At 36.8% G+C, this 17,527-nt stretch carries 13 protein-coding genes; 9 read left to right on the forward strand and 4 right to left on the reverse strand.

Going from position 1 to position 17,527, the window contains the following annotated elements; translation table 11 throughout:
* Nucleotides 1-15 precede the first annotated feature (15 nt).
* Genes panC through J2X31_RS03420 form a run of 4 tightly spaced genes read left to right on the forward strand, consistent with a single transcriptional unit; the run spans nt 16 to nt 3,381 of the window.
* Entirely contained in the window at nt 16-864 is an 849-nt protein-coding gene (gene panC / locus J2X31_RS03405; RefSeq protein WP_310024419.1) for a pantoate--beta-alanine ligase, read from the forward strand.
* 13 nt (nt 865-877) lie between these two features.
* Nucleotides 878-1,228: an aspartate 1-decarboxylase gene (panD, locus tag J2X31_RS03410; protein ID WP_310024421.1), complete on the forward strand. Its 351-nt coding sequence runs from the start codon at nt 878-880 to the stop codon at nt 1,226-1,228.
* Between the two features lie 3 nt (nt 1,229-1,231).
* A complete protein-coding gene (locus J2X31_RS03415; protein WP_310024422.1) occupies nt 1,232-2,194 on the forward strand; it encodes a lysylphosphatidylglycerol synthase transmembrane domain-containing protein in 963 nt (320 codons plus the stop codon).
* A gap of 50 nt (nt 2,195-2,244) precedes the next feature.
* Nucleotides 2,245-3,381: an alpha/beta hydrolase gene (locus J2X31_RS03420; RefSeq protein WP_310024423.1), complete on the forward strand. Its 1,137-nt coding sequence runs from the start codon at nt 2,245-2,247 to the stop codon at nt 3,379-3,381.
* Nucleotides 3,382-3,383: 2 nt separating this feature from the next.
* Here J2X31_RS03420 and J2X31_RS03425 read toward each other — a convergent pair whose 3' ends face one another.
* The 4 genes from J2X31_RS03425 to J2X31_RS03440 form a co-directional block, all read right to left on the reverse strand.
* Nucleotides 3,384-5,279 (reverse strand): tetratricopeptide repeat-containing sensor histidine kinase, encoded by a 1,896-nt coding sequence (locus J2X31_RS03425; protein WP_310024425.1) that lies wholly within the window; start codon nt 5,277-5,279, stop codon nt 3,384-3,386.
* 12 nt (nt 5,280-5,291) lie between these two features.
* Entirely contained in the window at nt 5,292-5,912 is a 621-nt protein-coding gene (locus J2X31_RS03430; RefSeq protein WP_310024427.1) for a LuxR C-terminal-related transcriptional regulator, read from the reverse strand.
* A gap of 113 nt (nt 5,913-6,025) precedes the next feature.
* A complete protein-coding gene (locus J2X31_RS03435; protein ID WP_310024428.1) occupies nt 6,026-6,256 on the reverse strand; it encodes an Fjoh_0651 family PID-CTERM protein in 231 nt (76 codons plus the stop codon).
* 5 nt (nt 6,257-6,261) lie between these two features.
* Entirely contained in the window at nt 6,262-9,945 is a 3,684-nt protein-coding gene (locus tag J2X31_RS03440; RefSeq protein ID WP_310024429.1) for a RemA C-terminal-like gliding motility protein, read from the reverse strand.
* Nucleotides 9,946-10,178: 233 nt separating this feature from the next.
* On the opposite strand from J2X31_RS03440, the gene radA reads away from it, so the two are divergent.
* The 5 genes from radA to J2X31_RS03465 all read left to right on the forward strand — a co-directional run bounded on the left by radA (nt 10,179) and on the right by J2X31_RS03465 (nt 17,465).
* The gene (radA, locus tag J2X31_RS03445) at nt 10,179-11,543 is read left to right on the forward strand and encodes a DNA repair protein RadA (protein WP_310024430.1); all 1,365 of its coding nucleotides are present in this window, start codon (nt 10,179-10,181) and stop codon (nt 11,541-11,543) included.
* 80 nt (nt 11,544-11,623) lie between these two features.
* Complete coding sequence (locus J2X31_RS03450) at nt 11,624-13,597, forward strand: transglycosylase domain-containing protein (RefSeq protein WP_310024431.1); 1,974 nt, start codon at nt 11,624-11,626, stop codon at nt 13,595-13,597.
* Between the two features lie 302 nt (nt 13,598-13,899).
* Complete coding sequence (locus tag J2X31_RS03455; protein ID WP_310024432.1) at nt 13,900-14,661, forward strand: hypothetical protein; 762 nt, start codon at nt 13,900-13,902, stop codon at nt 14,659-14,661.
* A gap of 5 nt (nt 14,662-14,666) precedes the next feature.
* Nucleotides 14,667-16,283 carry a DUF4139 domain-containing protein gene (locus tag J2X31_RS03460; RefSeq protein ID WP_310024434.1) on the forward strand — a complete coding sequence of 539 codons (1,617 nt, stop codon included), beginning with the start codon at nt 14,667-14,669 and terminating at the stop codon, nt 16,281-16,283.
* A 114-nt stretch (nt 16,284-16,397) separates the two neighbouring features.
* Nucleotides 16,398-17,465 carry an endonuclease/exonuclease/phosphatase family protein gene (locus J2X31_RS03465; protein ID WP_310024435.1) on the forward strand — a complete coding sequence of 356 codons (1,068 nt, stop codon included), beginning with the start codon at nt 16,398-16,400 and terminating at the stop codon, nt 17,463-17,465.
* The last annotated feature ends 62 nt before the right edge of the window (nt 17,466-17,527 follow it).

Genomic DNA, 17,527 nt, shown 5'->3' on the forward strand with positions numbered 1-17,527 from the left:
TTTAATGTTAAGCTCATGCTCATTTTCTCAACACAAGTCGATTTAAAGTCACATTTACAATCGGTTTCTTCTTCAAAAAAAACTATTGGCTTCGTGCCAACAATGGGAGCCTTACACAAAGGACATCTCTCTTTGATGGCTGAATCCCTGAAAGAAAATGACTTGACCGTTGTGAGCATTTTTGTGAACCCGACACAATTCAACAACAAGGAAGACTTGGAAAAATATCCTCGAACCTTGGATAGCGATGTTGAAAAAATGAAAACCTTGAACGACAACATTATTGTTTTTGCTCCAACGGTTGATGATATTTATGAAGGCAAAACAATCTCACAATCTTTTGATTTTGACGGACTGGAAAATCAGATGGAAGGCAAACACAGACCCGGACATTTTGACGGTGTTGGAACTATTGTAAAACGCCTTTTCGAAATCGTTCAGCCAACAAATGCCTATTTTGGAGAAAAAGATTTCCAGCAATTGCAAATTGTAAAGAAGATGGTTGAAAAGACAAATCTTCCCGTGAATGTTATCGGAAGACCAATTTTTAGGGAAGAAAACGGCTTGGCAATGAGCTCCAGAAACGAACGATTGACTATCGAAGAAAGAGAAAAAGCATCTTTTATTTATAAAATTCTGCTTGAAGCAAAGGAACAATTTGGCACGAAAAATGCAAAAGAGGTTGCTGAATGGGTGGAGAAAACCTTCAACAAACAAACCGATTTCCAACTTGAATATTTCGAAATTGCAGATGAATCAACCCTAATACCTTCTAAATCAAAACAAGAAGGCAAAAAATACAGAGCTTTCATCGCTGTTTTTGTTAACGAAATCAGATTGATAGATACCATTTCATTAAATTAATTACCTTTGCCCCATGCAAATTGAAGTAGTAAAATCCAAGATTCACCGTGTTACGGTAACTGGAGCAGATTTAAATTATATAGGAAGCATCACTATAGACGAAGCTTTGATGGAAGCTTCAAACATTATTGAAGGTGAAAAAGTTTCTATCGTCAACATCAACAATGGCGAACGTTTAGAAACATATGCGATTAAAGGAAACCGAAACAGTGGCGAAATTACCCTAAACGGTCCTGCCGCTCGAAAAGTTCAAAAAGGAGACATCATCATCATCATTTCATACGGAATTTTAGATTTTGAAGAAGCAAAATCATTCAAGCCAACCTTGGTGTTCCCGAACGAAAAAGACAATTCCCTGACATAAGCCTTGAAACAGAAAATAAGCAATCTACTGTCAATCATTATCCCCCTTTTATTAGGGTTCGGATTGATGGCTTATTCTTATAATTCGTTTACCGAAGAGCAGTTGGCAGTCATGAAAGGCTATTTCAAGACCGCTGATTACAATTATGTGTTGATTTCCCTGCTTATTGCTTTTGCCGGATATGTTTTAAGGGCCTACCGATGGAAATATACACTGACACAGATTGGCTATGTTCCCAATTTCAAACTCAACTTTTTGGCAGTAAGTATTGGCTATTTTGTAAATCTCACAATTCCACGTTCAGGAGAAGTTTCACGAGCTTTGATTCTAAAAAAATACCAGAACATTCCGTTTGATAAAGCTTTTGGAACCATAATTGGCGAACGAATCGTGGATTTTTTCATTTTGCTTTTTTTTATTTTCCTTTCGCTTATTGTAGAATTTGATACTTTAAAGAGTTTTCTTTTAAGCTATATCCCTGTTGGAAAACTAATCCTTCTTTTAGTCATAGGTTTAATCGGGTTTTTATTTTCGCTCTATCTTTATTTTTATTCGAAGTGGAAATTTATTTTGAGTATAAAATCAAAAGTAGAAGGATTGAAGGAAGGTGCATTGAGCATCTGGAAAATGCCTCATAAATGGGAATTTTTAATCTATACCTTGCTAATTTGGCTTTCCTACGTCTTGATGTTTTATGTAACAACATTTGCCTTAAAAGAAACCAGTTCCATCAGTTTCGGGACAGCCTTGGTTGCTTTTGTAATTGGAAGCCTGACCGTTTCATTTACCAATGGAGGCTTCGGTTTTTTTCCTGTATTGATTGCCAAGATTTTATTTTTATATGATATTCCAATTGAAGCCGGTAATGCATTCGGCTGGATTGCTTGGACATCTCAATTAATCATCACTCTTTTCCTGGGCCTTTTTTCCTTTTTAGCACTGCCGTTTGTAAGGAAAAACAAATAATTTACTATCTTGCTCATCTGATTCAAAACAAAATTAAACTTCAGTTGAGTATGAAAAATCTTTATCTGTTTCTCGCCCTAATCTTTTGTTTTCCTGCATTTTCACAAAAAAGTATCGATACAATCCATTCAGCAAAAATGAATGAGGATCGTGTTTTTTCATTTTCCCTACCTCCTTCCTACAACAAAAACAAGGACAAAAAATACCCTCTATTGGTTCTGTTGGACGGCGATTATCTTTTTGACCCTTTTAACGGAACACTTTCCTATGGTAATTATTGGGATGACTTACCGGAAGTTATCATCGTTGGGATTCATCAAGGTAAAGAACGCGAATACGACACCGATGTCGAGGTTGAGTCAGGGCTTCCGATCGAAAAAGGAGCTAAATTCTTCGAATTTATAGGAGCCGAACTACTTCCTGCTCTTGAAAAAAAATACCGAGTAGCTCCCTTCAAAATTATTGCCGGACACGACGTCACAGCTAGCTATTTGAATTTATTCCTATACAAAGACAACCCTATTTTTGACGCTTATATTTCTTTGAGTCCAGAATTGGGAATCGATATGGAGACCCGAATTCCAACCCGATTGGGACTAACAAAAAAACCACTTTTCTATTACCAGTCCATGGCCGATGGCGACATGAAGAAAATGCAGAAGCGGATAAAAGATTTGGATGCCAACATCAAAACAATTGTAAATCCGAATTTATACTATCAGTTGGATGAGTTTAAAAACGCTTCCCATTATTCGTTGGTTGTACATTCAATTCCAAATGCTTTGTATCATTTGTTTGGTGCCTATCAACCGATTTCAAATACAGAATTTCAAGAAAAAATCGTTACGCTTCCAAGCAATTATGTAGGTTATCTAACCAAGAAATACGACTTGATTGAAAAATCATTCGGAATAAAAATGCCAATTCGGGTCTCTGACTTCAAAGCCATCGAGGCGGCAATTCTAAAAAATAATGCTTTCGCAGAATTTGAGCAGCTCGCTTCACTTTCAAAAAAGAGCTATCCTAAAGCAATGTTATTTCAATATCATTTAGGGATGTTTTATGAAAAAACGGGCGACACAAAAAAAGCTGCAAAAGCCTATATGAGTGGTTATATGCTGGATGAAATTGGCGATCTAACCAAAGATTTTATGCTTGAAAAAGCCGATGAAATGAAGACGAAATAAGATTATTTTGATGTGTTCAATTCTAAAATAGACCTAACGCCTCTATTGTTCTCGCCTTGTTCAAACGAAAAACGGCCCAAGATAGAAGACATCCTTTGGTGGATGCTATATAACCCTTGATTTTCGCGGGTTACCCCGCCATCAAATCCTATTCCATCGTCGGATATTTCAATTAGAAGGTTATGCTGGTTTTGACGAAAGACAATGGTTGCTTTTTGAGCCTGGGAGTGTTTAATGCTGTTGTTGACAAGTTCCTGAATCATCCTGAACAGCATCAGTTGTTTCTGGGTAGAAAGGTTTAAAGTTCCATCTGTTTGATTTGTGATGGTGATCTTTAGGATTCCCGTTTCGTTGATTTCGTTTGCAAATTGTTCTGTGGCTTTAACAAGCCCTTCTTTCTCAAGTGTTATGGGTAATAAATTATGAGCTATATGCCGGATATCCGAATGGGTGTTTTCCAAAATCTGCACTACTTTTTGAATTTGGTGTTTTTGTTTTTCTTCAGAAAGATGCGGAAGCGTTTCCATATTCATCTTGGCGACACCAATCATTGAGGCAACACCATCGTGCAATTCTTGCGAAATCCGACTACGTTCCCGCTCCTCTCCATTGATAAAGGCTGTTAGAACCTCATTTTCTTTTTCACGAATGGTTTTTTCTTGCTTGATTTTTTGGTTTTTTCGGTAGAGTACTAAAATACTTAAAACCGTTAAAACTGAAACAATTCCGACAATTAGAATCAGCCTTTTTTGATTTTGTTCTTTCTCTATAATTAATTTTTGTTCGGCAAGGAGTTTTTGTTTTTTTTCAGCTCCATATTTAGTATTTAATTCGTGTACCAATTTTCTGTTGTCTTCAGATACTACAGAGTCCTGATATTCTATATATTCACTCATATATTTTGAAGCTATCTCATAATCCTTAAAACGGTTTGCTTCTAAACCTAAAGTTTTTAACGGTGCATACAAGCCAATGGGTTTGCCTATTTTTTTATACAAGTCTATGGATAGCATAAAATTCTTTTTTGCCTCCTGGTATTCTGATTTTTGACTGTAAACATTCCCAAGAATATTATGTGCTGTTGCCATGGAAAGTAAATTGTTGGTACTTTTAGCCCACGGAAGGGATTTGTTCACATAATAGAAAGCACTGTCTATATTGGTTTTTTCGAAAGCAGCTCCTGTCAAATAATAGCCTGCTGTCAAAGAGTTTGCATCTTTTTGCTCAAGGGCCATTTTGATGGTTCTTTTCCCCCAAACCAATGCAGAATCAGGTTGATTGCTATCTATGTAGGCTCCCGCTATGTTACCTGCAAAAACAGCAGTGTTTTTTGATATCCCCAATGCTTTCAAATCCTTTATAGCCGTTTTTTGAAACCGAATGCCTTCTTTATAATTCTGCATGTTATTGTAGTAGTTCCCCAAATTTGCTTTTATGATTGCGGCTTGTTCCTTGTTTCCAAGCTTATCGGCATATTTAGAGCTTTCTAGTAAATACTTGATGGCCTTTTGAGTATCGCCTTTTAAGTAATAACTGTGGGATAACATTCCGTAGCCATCTTGCTCCAATTCCCATTTGATATGCTCTTTTTGGCTTTTGGCATCTTTAAGAACATTCTTTATATGATGAATTGCCGAATCAACTTCGTATTCATTATAGTAGCCTTTCACAAGTTCAATTTCTGCACAAGGCACACATTCCTTATTTTTTTTGGCCGAAGCCACCATTTTTTTATAAAACGGAATACAACTTTCGTCCGAATTTTGCCAGCAATCTTTGGCCTGGCTGGAATAGGATAAGGTTTCTTTTGAAAGCTCCTTGTAGCGTTGCTTCTCTTGAGCATTAGAAAAGATAATCCCTGACAAAAAGAACACAATAAGAAGAATACTATTTTTCATAAAAACTAGGGCTTAAATTTCAACGAGTCCCAACATAATGGCTTTTCTAACCACTCCAGCAATATTTCGGGCTTCTAATTTTAGCATCAGATTACCTCGATGCGTTTCTACTGTTTTTTCAGAAATAAACAAATGTTCAGCTATTTCCTTGGTGGTTTTTTCTTCTACAATGTGTTGCAGTATGTCTTTTTCGCGTTGCGTAAGTTCTACATTAGGCTTGAGGGTCTGGGTTTCAAAAAAGGTCTGCTGAGTTTGCGAACTGAAATATTTTTCTCCCTTAAAGACCGCCTTCAACGCTTTTTCAATTTCAACTCTACTGTCGGTTTTAAGCAAGTAGCCATCAAATCCTACATTTACAGCTGATTTTATTGTGGCCATATCGCTATAACTCGTCAGTGCGATAACTTTAATTTCAGGGTATTTCTTTTTGATTTCCAAGATAATTTCCCTGCCATCAAATTTTCCAAAATGAATATCAAGCAATAAAACATCATATTCATCTTGTCCCAGCACTTCTTTTAAGGATGGATAATCAGATGCTCCTGCCGTTTTTTCTACAAAATCAAAAGTAGATAACAACAGTTCTAATCCATCCAAAACAAGAAAATGGTCGTCAGCAAGTACTAGTTTCATGTTCCTCAAATTGATAGGTGAGAAACAAATTTAAGAAAATAGTAACTACAAATTTCCAATATCAACAAAAATCTAAAAGTATTAGTTTATTTAAAATCAGGCTGCTAAGTGGTTTAGGATTTTACATTCAAAATATGTTTTCTTTTCAATACAAAATAAACGCCCAACAACAAACCAGCAATAAACAATACAAACAAATGATCATCAATTGGAGCTCCTTCAGGATAGGGATCTTCATCGCCATCAGGAGAATCCGGACCCTGCATTAAGAACTCTATAGTCTGAACACGGCCAATAAATAATAAAATAAAAACTAGGCTAAATTTTAAAGTGGTACTTATCATAACTTTTACTTTTGATTGATTATTTTTCTAGTTGTAACTCGGTCGTTGATTTCTACTGAAATAAGGAGCATTTCAGCATTCAAAGTAGTTGATGGTATTTGATAAATAGTTGTATTCACTTTTTCATCACTATAAATCAATCTACCCAAAACATCATAGACCTTTATTTTTTGAATTTCTTCAGATGATTTGACGATGATGTTTTCATGATTATGGTAAATAATAAGATTGCTCATTTTATTTGGATTTTCGATGCCTAATGTTGATTGGTAGATGACTTCAAATCGTGCATTAAATGTTCCTGCATCTGATGAAAAACTGTAGGGAGTTTGTAGGTTATGAGCCATACCGGTTTGGTTGTCTTTCAAATGAATGGTGACATCTCCTTCTGAAAACAATCCGTCGAAATTAGCCAAAGAAATCGCGAATGTCCCCGCATTTTGAGCTTTAAATCCTAACGGAACCACATCAGAAACTTCAAATGGCAAAGCTTTTCCTTGAATGCTGAATTTCTCATCATTAATCAAATTGTATAAAGCCGAGCCTTCATAACCAAACATTTTTCCGTCAATTTGAGTATCAATTCCATCAGTTGCACCGTCCATGTAGCTCACTAAAATCTGGTTGAAATTTATATCGTTTTCTCCTTTTAGGTTCAACCAAAAACGATGCCTTTCGGCAGTATTCATCCTAAAGAAATGGGTTGAATTTCCAACTCTCATTCCGTTATTGAAAGTTACCTGTGTCGCATCATTGTAAGCTATAAATCCTTGTCCAACAGCAATAAAGTTTGTAGGTTCAACACCAGTTTCATTCACGGACGTTCCTCCAGCAATGGTATAACTTGCATAATTGTTTTGTGTATAATCTCCATCTTCAGCGGCATTGGTATTGGTCCAGAAATACAAGGCTCCAAGTGACGGATTGGCATCAAAAAGCTCCAAAGCATCAATAGTTGAAGGATATGGATTTCCGATGGATGTAAAACTATCTTCATAAGTTGAAACATTGAAGGTTCCGTTGTTTGGAGTTCCAATAAATTCACCTTCATACGCCATCGGAATATTTTCATCCCAAGTGTTTGGAGCTCTAAAAAGGTATCCTTTTGCATCTGCAAAAACAGCATCTTCAGTAAAAGGAGTTGGGTTGATGTAGCCACTCGTTCCTTCGTACACATAAATTCGGCCGGTTGAGCCAATATAATTGGTCACTCCGTTTATAGTTTCGGGAGAAAATCCAAATAAATTCTGATTTGCAATTGGCGAAGACCACATCGTATAATCCAAACGCTTGAAAGGAGTATTTTCTTTGTAAACTGTAATTTCGCATTGATTTTTTCGCATTGAAGCCGTTGTGGTTTGCACCAAATTACCGTCGTTTTCTACAATAAAATTCGCTGGTTCAAGGTTATTGATGATCGAACCATCGATAGAAAGAGATGCTTCGGGCAAAATACTGAAAACGCCACTGTTTACCGTGAAATTTTTTGCCGAAAGGCTACCGTTCAATTCCAAATTTCCTTCAATTATTGCCGAACGACTTGTATTTGGCTCGCCATCGCTCCAAGCTATTCCGTTCCAGATTGTTGGACAAGAACTTTGAATTTCTGCCACACTATTGCAACCTGATGCATTGCTGTTGATGCTTCGTGGTTTGGCTGTCGCCAAATAATCACAGATGTTTTTCAAATCGCATACTTCCGCTTTTGGGTTTGTTGAAATAAGAAGATTGAAAATCGTGGTTTGATTGATATTTCGAACACCTTGAATGCTTTCGAGATTTGGATTGTTGAAGATAGACAGCAATTTTGTATCAGATGTCATATTCAGAAGCGTTATTCCAGAAAGGCCATTGATATTATTCAGCATTGGATTATTGTGAATCAGAATCCGCCCAACTTTTGTAAGATTTTTTAGACCATCAAGATTAGTCAATGCTGCGTTGTTCATAACTTCAAGACTCACGCTACTTACTGCATTTGTCAAGGAAAGAAGGCCGTCAGTATTGTTTAGAACCAGATTGTCTTTTATCATCAAATAGCCCGAAGTAATACTCGTGAAACTCAATCCGTCAAGATTTTGAAGGCTGTCGTTGTTGATTACTCTAAAACCGTTAGTCACTTGAGTAATATTTTGAAGTCCAGAAATATCGGTCAATAAAGGATTGTTGTCCATTAATAATGAAAGGACTGTCGATGCGACTCCAATTTCTAAATCAATCGCTTGAAGCGAATCATTTCCTAAAATATGAAAGTAAGCATTTATTTTTTCAATAAAAAAGCCATCAAGATTGGGCAAGGCATCGTTGTTTTCTATAACAATACTGTTGCTAAAACCAAAAACTGCCGAAGTAATATTGATTGCCGAAACATCTAGCAAAGAAGTATTATTTCGAAGCGTAAAACTGCCTTTTAGTGAAGCTAATGAAGCTAATCCGTCCAGATGTTCCAAAGCAGTATTGTTGATGATCAGAATTCCTTCAGCATTTCCTGAAAGTCCTACTGAAGTAAGGTTTTGCAACCCATCTATTTCTTCCAAAACCGCATTTTCCTGAATCGATAAATAGCCATAATTAATTGATGATACAGCATTGAGTCCGTTTAGGTTTACCAATGCATCATTGTTGTGAATTTCCAGGTTTCGGTTGATGGTTGTTATCGCATTTAAACCGCTAATATCGGTCAATAAAGGATTGTCATTAATAATTAAATCTCCAGTAGTTCCTGTTCCAATAGCAGTAATATTTTCGAGAGCATCTAGGTTTGAAATATTGGTTCCAATGATACTAAGATTGGTCAAAGTACCAGATAATCCCGATAATCCATCAATAGAGGTCAAAGCTGGATTTACATTGATCCTAATAGCCCTTAAAACAGTGGCTAGGTTTTGGAAACCTAAATCCATCAACTCATTATTCTGAATGAAATCTATTCTTCCTTTTATTGTATGCAAACTCGAAAAATCTATGTTTTCTAGATTAATTTCTTGAAAAACTTCCAATATTCCGCTGTTAATTTGAAATTCACTAATTAAGTTAGCACCTACTTGTTCTAATGCAGGAAAATTAGCGGTTACAATATTTTCATTCGAGTAAAGATGAAATGAAGTACCAACAGTTTCAAGGTTGACAAAATCAATGGTAATCAAATTGCTGCAATTTCTAAGGTTAAATCGACCAACATTCGTAAGATTAGGCAATGAAATAGAAGTGAAATCTGCATCATTGATATTATCAACATGGAAACTATCACCAACAGTGGATAGATTCGAAAGGCCTTGAACCGAAGTTAGGTTTTGAAGATGCTGAACCAAAAGCATTCCGCCAATGGTTTGCAAATTTTGAAGTCCGTCTAAATTTACAATAGGAAAATTAGAACCGGTCAATTCCAAATTACCTCCAATGTTGGTAATATTATGCAAACCTTGAAGTGAGGTTAACGAGGGATTGTTCCAAAGTCGAAGGCCTCCAACAATTGAAGTTATCGAAGATAATGGAGATAAATCTGAGATGTCACTTCCACTAATTTGTAATGTGCCCGTAAATTCCGTACAACCGGGATAATTAATTACAAATTCATCAACAGCTTGTTGGGAATTGAGCGTCAAAGTACCGCTTCCACATTGTGAAAAGCCATCAAAACGGACTAGAATTATGCAGAAAATCAATAACTGGAAAGTAAAATTTTTCATAACCTTTATGAGTTTATTAATTGATAAGGCAAAATTGAATGTAAATAAGATGATTCTTTTAAGGGTAAATCGGGAAATTCACACTCAGGGTTTTCCCTGAAGTAACATGATTATGTTTTTTTTGAAGAATAAGTGTTGCTTAAAATTTGGATAAAATATAGTACTTTTGATGGAATGTCCATGGATAGAAAAGATAAAGGATAGTTTGAATTAAATCGATTTACAGCCCATCAATGTCAAAAATAAAAACCGCTTTCTTCTGCCAAAATTGTGGCACTCAATATTCAAAATGGCAAGGCCAATGCAACGCTTGCAAAGAATGGAACACGATTGTTGAAGAAATTATACAAAAAGAAGAAAAGAAAGACTGGAAAATCGCTACTTCTCCAGATTCAAAACGTGTCACCAAACCCTTAAAAGTACACGAGATTGATAGTGCGGAAGAAATTAGGCTTGACACTCGTGATGGCGAATTGAACCGAGTTCTTGGAGGCGGGATCGTTCCGGGTTCCTTGATACTTTTGGGTGGAGAACCAGGAATCGGGAAAAGTACTTTGCTGTTGCAGATTTCGCTGAAATTACCGTACAGAACCTTATATGTTTCGGGCGAAGAAAGTCAGAAGCAAATCAAAATGAGAGCCGAAAGGATTAATCCTTTAAGTGATAATTGCTATATTCTTACTGAAACGAAAACCCAAAATATCTTCAAGCAAATTGAGGCCATCGAACCCGAAATTGTCATCATCGATTCGATCCAAACGCTTCACACCGATTATATCGAATCTTCACCGGGAAGTATTTCACAAATCAGGGAAACTACTGCCGAATTGATAAAGTTTGCGAAGGAAACCAATATTCCAGTTATTTTAATCGGACATATTACAAAAGACGGAAACATTGCTGGTCCGAAAATTTTGGAACACATGGTCGATACCGTTTTGCAATTTGAAGGCGACAGAAACCACATTTACAGGATTCTTCGTTCGCTCAAAAACCGTTTTGGTTCTACAGCCGAGTTGGGAATCTATGAAATGCAAGGTTCAGGTTTAAGAGAAGTTTCCAACCCTTCAGAAATTTTGATTTCGCATAAGGAAGAAGAACTTTCCGGAACTGCAATTGCCACCACGATGGAAGGAATGCGACCGATTATGATTGAAATCCAAGCCTTGGTCAGTACGGCAGTTTATGGAACACCACAACGAAGCACAACGGGTTATAACGCCAAAAGACTCAACATGATTCTGGCTGTTTTAGAAAAAAGAGCTGGTTTTAGATTAGGTGCTAAAGACGTTTTCCTCAACATTACGGGAGGAATTTCCGTTGACGATCCCGCAATTGACTTAGCCGTTGTTGCCGCAATCCTTTCCTCGAATGAAGATATTCCAGTTGGAAAAGATTTTTGTTTTGCTGGAGAAGTTGGACTTTCAGGCGAAATCCGTCCTGTAAATCGAGTGGATCAAAGAATTCAAGAAGCAGAGAAATTAGGTTTTTCCACGATTTTTGTTTCGAAATACAATAAGATTACCCTGAAAAACACGTTTATTAAAATTAGATTGGTTTCGAAGATTGAGGATGTTGTGGGGGAATTGTTTGGGTGATGATGGCTTGTTAATTCTGTACTTTTAACGATTCACTTTCTATTTATAATTTATATTTGCGAGAACAACTCCACACTTTAATGAAAACAAAAAAACAAAAAATAATACGCATTTTAATCGGCATTGGGATCTTTCTCGTGCTTTTGATTGTCTTGTTTTTTGCTTTTAGAAATACCATTTTAGATAAAGCGATTGATAGAATTGCCAATAAAATGGAACGCGATTACGACAGTAAATTTACAGTTAAGGAAGCCTCTTTCCAAGGATTAACAGGTGTTTCGATGCAGGAAATTACATTGGTTCCAAAAGGTCAGGACACGCTTTTCAGCATTCAAAAAATGGAAACCAGTGTTAGCTTTTGGCACATTATCACGGGAAATGTTCAATTGGGAACGCTTCATGTGGAAAACGGTTTTGTGCAATTGGTTAAAAAAGGTGATGTCAAAAACTTTGGCAAATTCCTAAAAAGAGATGCTTCGGAGGCTAATTTATCTTCTGAAAAGTCTGAAAAAAGGGATTATGCCGAACTTGCCTACAACCTAATATCTAAAGGACTTAATTTGATTCCGACCGATATGAATGTGAAAAATCTTGCCTTTCGTTTAGACGATAACGGCAAGAAAGCCAACATCAAATTCAACGAATTGCGATTGGCCGACAAGCAACTCGAAACTTCTATTCGGGTTCAAACCAACACTTTCACACAACGTTGGAAAATAAAAGGTTTTGCTGATCCAAGAAACAAAAAAGCCGATATTGCTTTTACCAATATCGACACTGGAGCAATAAAAATGCCCTATTTCGACGAACGTTTTAACTTGAAATCCAGCTTCGATTCCATCCGTGTAAACGTTGAAAACATTGACATGAGTGGTGGCGAATTGCATATTGACGGTTTTTCTTCGATAAAAAATCTTACTGTAAATCACATCAAAATTGCCAAGAAAGATGTCGTGATTAAAGACGCTCGTTTTGATTATCATTTGCTGCTTGGGGAAGATTTTGTTTTGGTTGACAGTAGTTCGACCGTGATGCTCAACAAGATAAAATTCAATCCGTTTTTAGAATTCAATACCGAGGAAGACACGATTTATAAGATGAAAGTCGTGATTCCCGAAATGAAAGCACAGGATTTTATCACGTCGCTTCCCGAAGGTTTGTTTACGAATTTTGAAGGTATGGAAACCGAAGGAAATTTCGATTTCAACTTGAGTTTTATCTTCAACAAAAACAAACCGAACGATTTGGTTTTTGACAGCAAATTGAGCAAAAACGGCTTCAAAATTCTGAAATATGGCGAAGCGAATTTGAGTAAATTGAATGGCGAATTTGTCTATCGGGCTATCGAAAACGGTCGGGCTCAACGAGGAGTTTTAGTTGGAAATGCCAATCCGAATTACACACCTTTAAGTGAAATTTCGCCTTATTTAAGAAAAAGTGTCCTGACAACCGAAGATCCATCGTTCTTTTCGCATAAAGGTTTTATTACCGAAGCTTTCAAGCAATCGATTATCAAGAACATCAAGACCAAGAAATTTAGTCGTGGCGGAAGTACCATCAGTATGCAATTGGTGAAAAATGTTTTCCTGACAAGGGAAAAAACACTTTCGAGAAAATTGGAGGAGATTTTACTGGTTTACATCCTCGAAAACAACCGAATCGTCAGCAAAGAACGAATGCTCGAAGTCTATTTCAATGTCATCGAATGGGGACCAAATGTGTACGGAATTGGCGAAGCCTCAAACTTCTATTTCCAGAAACATCCTTCGCAATTGAACTTGAACGAATGCCTGTTTTTAGCCAGTATTGTTCCGCGACCAAAAGGTTTTATGTGGAAATTTGACGACCAAGGAAACTTGAGAGACGGTGCCGTAAAGATGCAAAATTATCTCACTAATTTAATGCTTCGAAGAGGCGTTTTGACGGCCGATGACACGATTTACAAGTCGTTTCCAGTTGTGGTTTCCGGTCGAGCCAGATCGTTTATCCGAATCAAAGAAATCGATTCTACTGCTATTGATTCAGTTGAAATTAGTGATGAGTTTGATTTTTAGGACCGAATCGCTCGGGCATTTTCATCCTGAAGCTTCGGGCAATGTCATTAAGTTAAGAAAATAAAGCCATTGTTTTGTCCTTCCGAGGAACGAGGAATCGCAATCGATTTACAACCTTGTCTTTCTTTGGGTTAGCTTCTAGTGAGTTCCCTCCTTCGTCGGGAGGACAAGATTGAGCTACAATCGGGGGTAAAAGGCTAATCATAAACCTGAAAACAAAAAAAATCAATTCCTTCCCAACCTTTTTCCTTTTTTCATACTCTATATAAAAAAAGACAAGTTCACTTTTAAAAATTTAGGGTATGAAAAAGACATTCAAATTAGAAATAAACGCTCCATGCGATGCAAATTTAGAGGCAATGCAGAAAACAACTTCAGGTTTCTTTTGCGATTCCTGTGCGAAAAACGTTGTTGACCTTAGTGGAAAATCAAATTATGAAATTTCGAAATTCATTACCGAAACCAAAGACCGAGACTCTATTTGTGCTCGTTTAAAAACAACACAACTTGAAGAAGAGTTTTCTATTTTGGAACCTATAAATCCAATCTCCAGTTTAAAATATGCTGTTGCTGTAGCGGCTTCAGTTTTGCTTAGTTCCAACGTTGCGGGACAAGAAAAATCAACTCCGGCTGTAGAGCAGGTTCGACCGTCAGAATCATTTGCTTTGGGAAAAATAGCCTATCAACAACCGACTCAAAAAACAGTTACTTTTGTTTTAAAAGGAAAATTACTAGATGTAAACACTCGAAAAGCAATTGACGACAAACGTTTTTCTAAAATTTCGGTTTATATTTCGGGAGCTGAACAAGCAGTTGACATTCATCCGAAAACGGGTGAATTTTCTGTTTCACTAACCGTTCCAACAAACACAAAAGAATTGAGCTTTAACTTTTCGAGCAACGACTATTATCTGGACAAAAACTATAAAATCGATTTAAATTTGATTCGGAAAAACACCTTGAATCTCACTTTTAGCATTGATCCAAAAGATTTTATGATGCTGAAAATTGCCGGTGGAATGGGTGTCATTTTTCAAAATAAAACAACAAAAACAAACTCTTAGAACCAATGAAAAATCTATTTTCCATCTTCGCATTATTAATGGCGTTTACCGCCTTTGCCCAAAAACCAATCTTCACAACTGCCAAGGTAAAAGCTGCAACGGTTTATTTTAATTCGGCTGAAATTTCGCAAAGCACTTCGGCAGTTTTGCCAAAAGGGACAAGCGAAATCGTGATTAAAAACGTGGCCGATTATTTGAATGAAAACACGGTTCAGATTGGTGCTCCATCGAATGTGACGGTGCTTTCGGTTCAGTTCACCAACAATTATATTTCGGAATATGAAATCGATGAAAATTCTCCTCTCATCAAAAAAGTGCGGGACAGTATTAATTTGGTGGAAAAAGAGCTGTTGAAAATCAACAATGCGAAAGATTCTGAAGCAAAAACAATTGAATTATTGGACAAAAATCATCAGGTGAATGGCGTGAATTCGGGTTTGAGTGTGGCGGAATTGATGAAGATGGTCGATTACTATAAAGCCAAACGAACGGAAGTCAGCAATGCTTATGACGCTTTGGAGGAAAAATTAAAAAACCTCAACATCGTTTTGTCGCGTTTGAAAAACAAATTGGAAATCAACACCCAGAAAGAAGACAAGACTTCGAAAGGGAAATTGGTGCTTCAGGTAATGAACGAAACTGCAGGAAATGTGGACTTCAGCATCAACTATCTGACCAACAATGCTAATTGGAAACCGTTCTACGATTTGAGAGCCAACAGTGTTTCGGCACCAATTGAAATGATGTATAAAGCACAAGTGGTTCAAAACACAGGAATCGATTGGAAACAAGTAAAATTGACTTTATCAAGTGGAAATCCGAACCAAAACAATCAGGCTCCGCTTTTGAGTTCTTGGTTTTTGAGGTATGGATATGATAAAAATTTTGGCTATTTGAATGATGCATCCGTTATGAATAAGATTGCAATTAGAGGTGCCGTTTCAGGTCTAAAAGTGAAAGAAAGTGAAAAAGCAGAAGCATCGGTTTCCAACTACACCACCATCCAAGAAAACCAGCTCAATATTTCTTTTGACATCGACATTCCGTATGATATTTTATCCAATGGAAAAGCCCATAGTGTAGCCTTGAAAGAAATCAATCTTCCGGCAACCTACAAATATTATGCGGCTCCAAGGGTTGAGAAAGAGGCTTTCCTTTTGGCGGAAATCAGCGATTATTCAAAGTATAATTTGTTGCAAGGCGAAGCGAATATCATCTTCGAAGGCATGTATGTTGGAAAAACCTTCATCAACCCAAATCAAACTTCTGACACGTTGAATTTGAGTATGGGAAGGGACAAGAAAATCTCCATCAAAAGAGAAAAAGTGGTGGACAAATCGGGTACTAAATTCCTGTCTTCCAAAAAAGAGCAGACTTTCACATTTGACATCACAACTCGAAACAATAAAAAAGAAGCGGTTGAGTTGTTGCTGAAAGACCAATATCCGTTGAGTTCTGACAAGGAAATCGAGATTGAACTCAAAGAAAGTGATGGAGCCAAAATCAATACCGAAACGGGAATCCTGACTTGGGATTTGAATTTGAAACCGAATGAAACCAAGAAAATCCGCATCAGTTATAAGGTGAAATATCCAAAGGATAGGATTATCGATAATTTATAAACCTAAGAAAGGGTGTCGCTCAAAAACGGCACCTTTTTTTGTCTCCTAAAACTTTAACAAATCGGAAAAGCCTAAAAAAATAAATTTCTATCTTTAGGACATCAAAACCCAAAGATGACTATTTTTAAAATTACACTTTACCTTTTTTCGATACTTGCCTTGCTAACGGTCCTGATTCCTTTTATCAAGAAGGATTTTTGGATGTTCCGCGTTTTTGATTATCCGAGGTTTCAGAAATTTACCATCGTAGGAATACTGTCGGTTTTATGGATGGCTTTTTTCCCGAAAACCGAAATCCTCTTTGATATTATCCTGATGGCTTCGCTTGGAATTTCGTTTCTGTATCTCGGTTACCTGATTCTTCCCTTCACGCCTTTCGGCAAAAAAATGATTAGTGAAGTTAAAAAAAGCGATGGAAAAGAATGCCTGAATTTATTGGTTGCCAATATCTATCAACACAATACCAATTATCAAAAACTTTTGAGTTTGGTTGAAAAAAGAAATCCAGATATTATTTTCCTCTTGGAAACCGATAAAAAATGGCTGGAAGGCGTAAAATCGCTTCGGGAAAATTATCCGCATCATATTGAAATTCCACAAGAAAACACCTATGGTTTGTTGTTTTACAGCAAGCTTCCTTTTGTGCATCACGAAATTAATTACTTGATTGATGAAGAAATTCCGTCCATCATTGCCGATGTGAAATTTGACAATGAAATTGTTCGGATTTACGGATTGCATCCAACACCACCCGTTCCCCAAGAAAATCCGCACAGTACCGATCGTGATGCCGAAATTCTATTGATTGGAAAAATGGCTAAGGAATACGACAAGCCTTGTTTGGTTATTGGCGATTTGAACGATGTGGCGTGGAGCTATACCACAAAACTATTCCTGAAATCGAGCGAGTTGCTGGATCCCAGACGTGGTCGGGGAATGTACAGCACTTTCCATGCAAAATACAAACTACTTCGTTGGCCGTTAGACCATTATTTTGTGAGCAGTCATTTCAGGTTAGTAGATATGAAAGTGGAAGAACATATCAATTCCGACCATTTCCCGATTAGCATATGCCTATTGCTTTCGCATGAGGACGAAGAAAATAAAATGACCGCCGATGCCGAAGACAAGGAATTAGTGGAAGAAAAAATTGAAGCCGGAATTAAAGACGAGCCTCTATAAAATTAACTTAACAATAAGATTTTTAGATTATTATATTAACTAACTTTACTTAAACCCAAATG

It is taken from the genome of Flavobacterium arsenatis, from assembly GCF_031456785.1.
Classification (GTDB): domain Bacteria; phylum Bacteroidota; class Bacteroidia; order Flavobacteriales; family Flavobacteriaceae; genus Flavobacterium; species Flavobacterium arsenatis.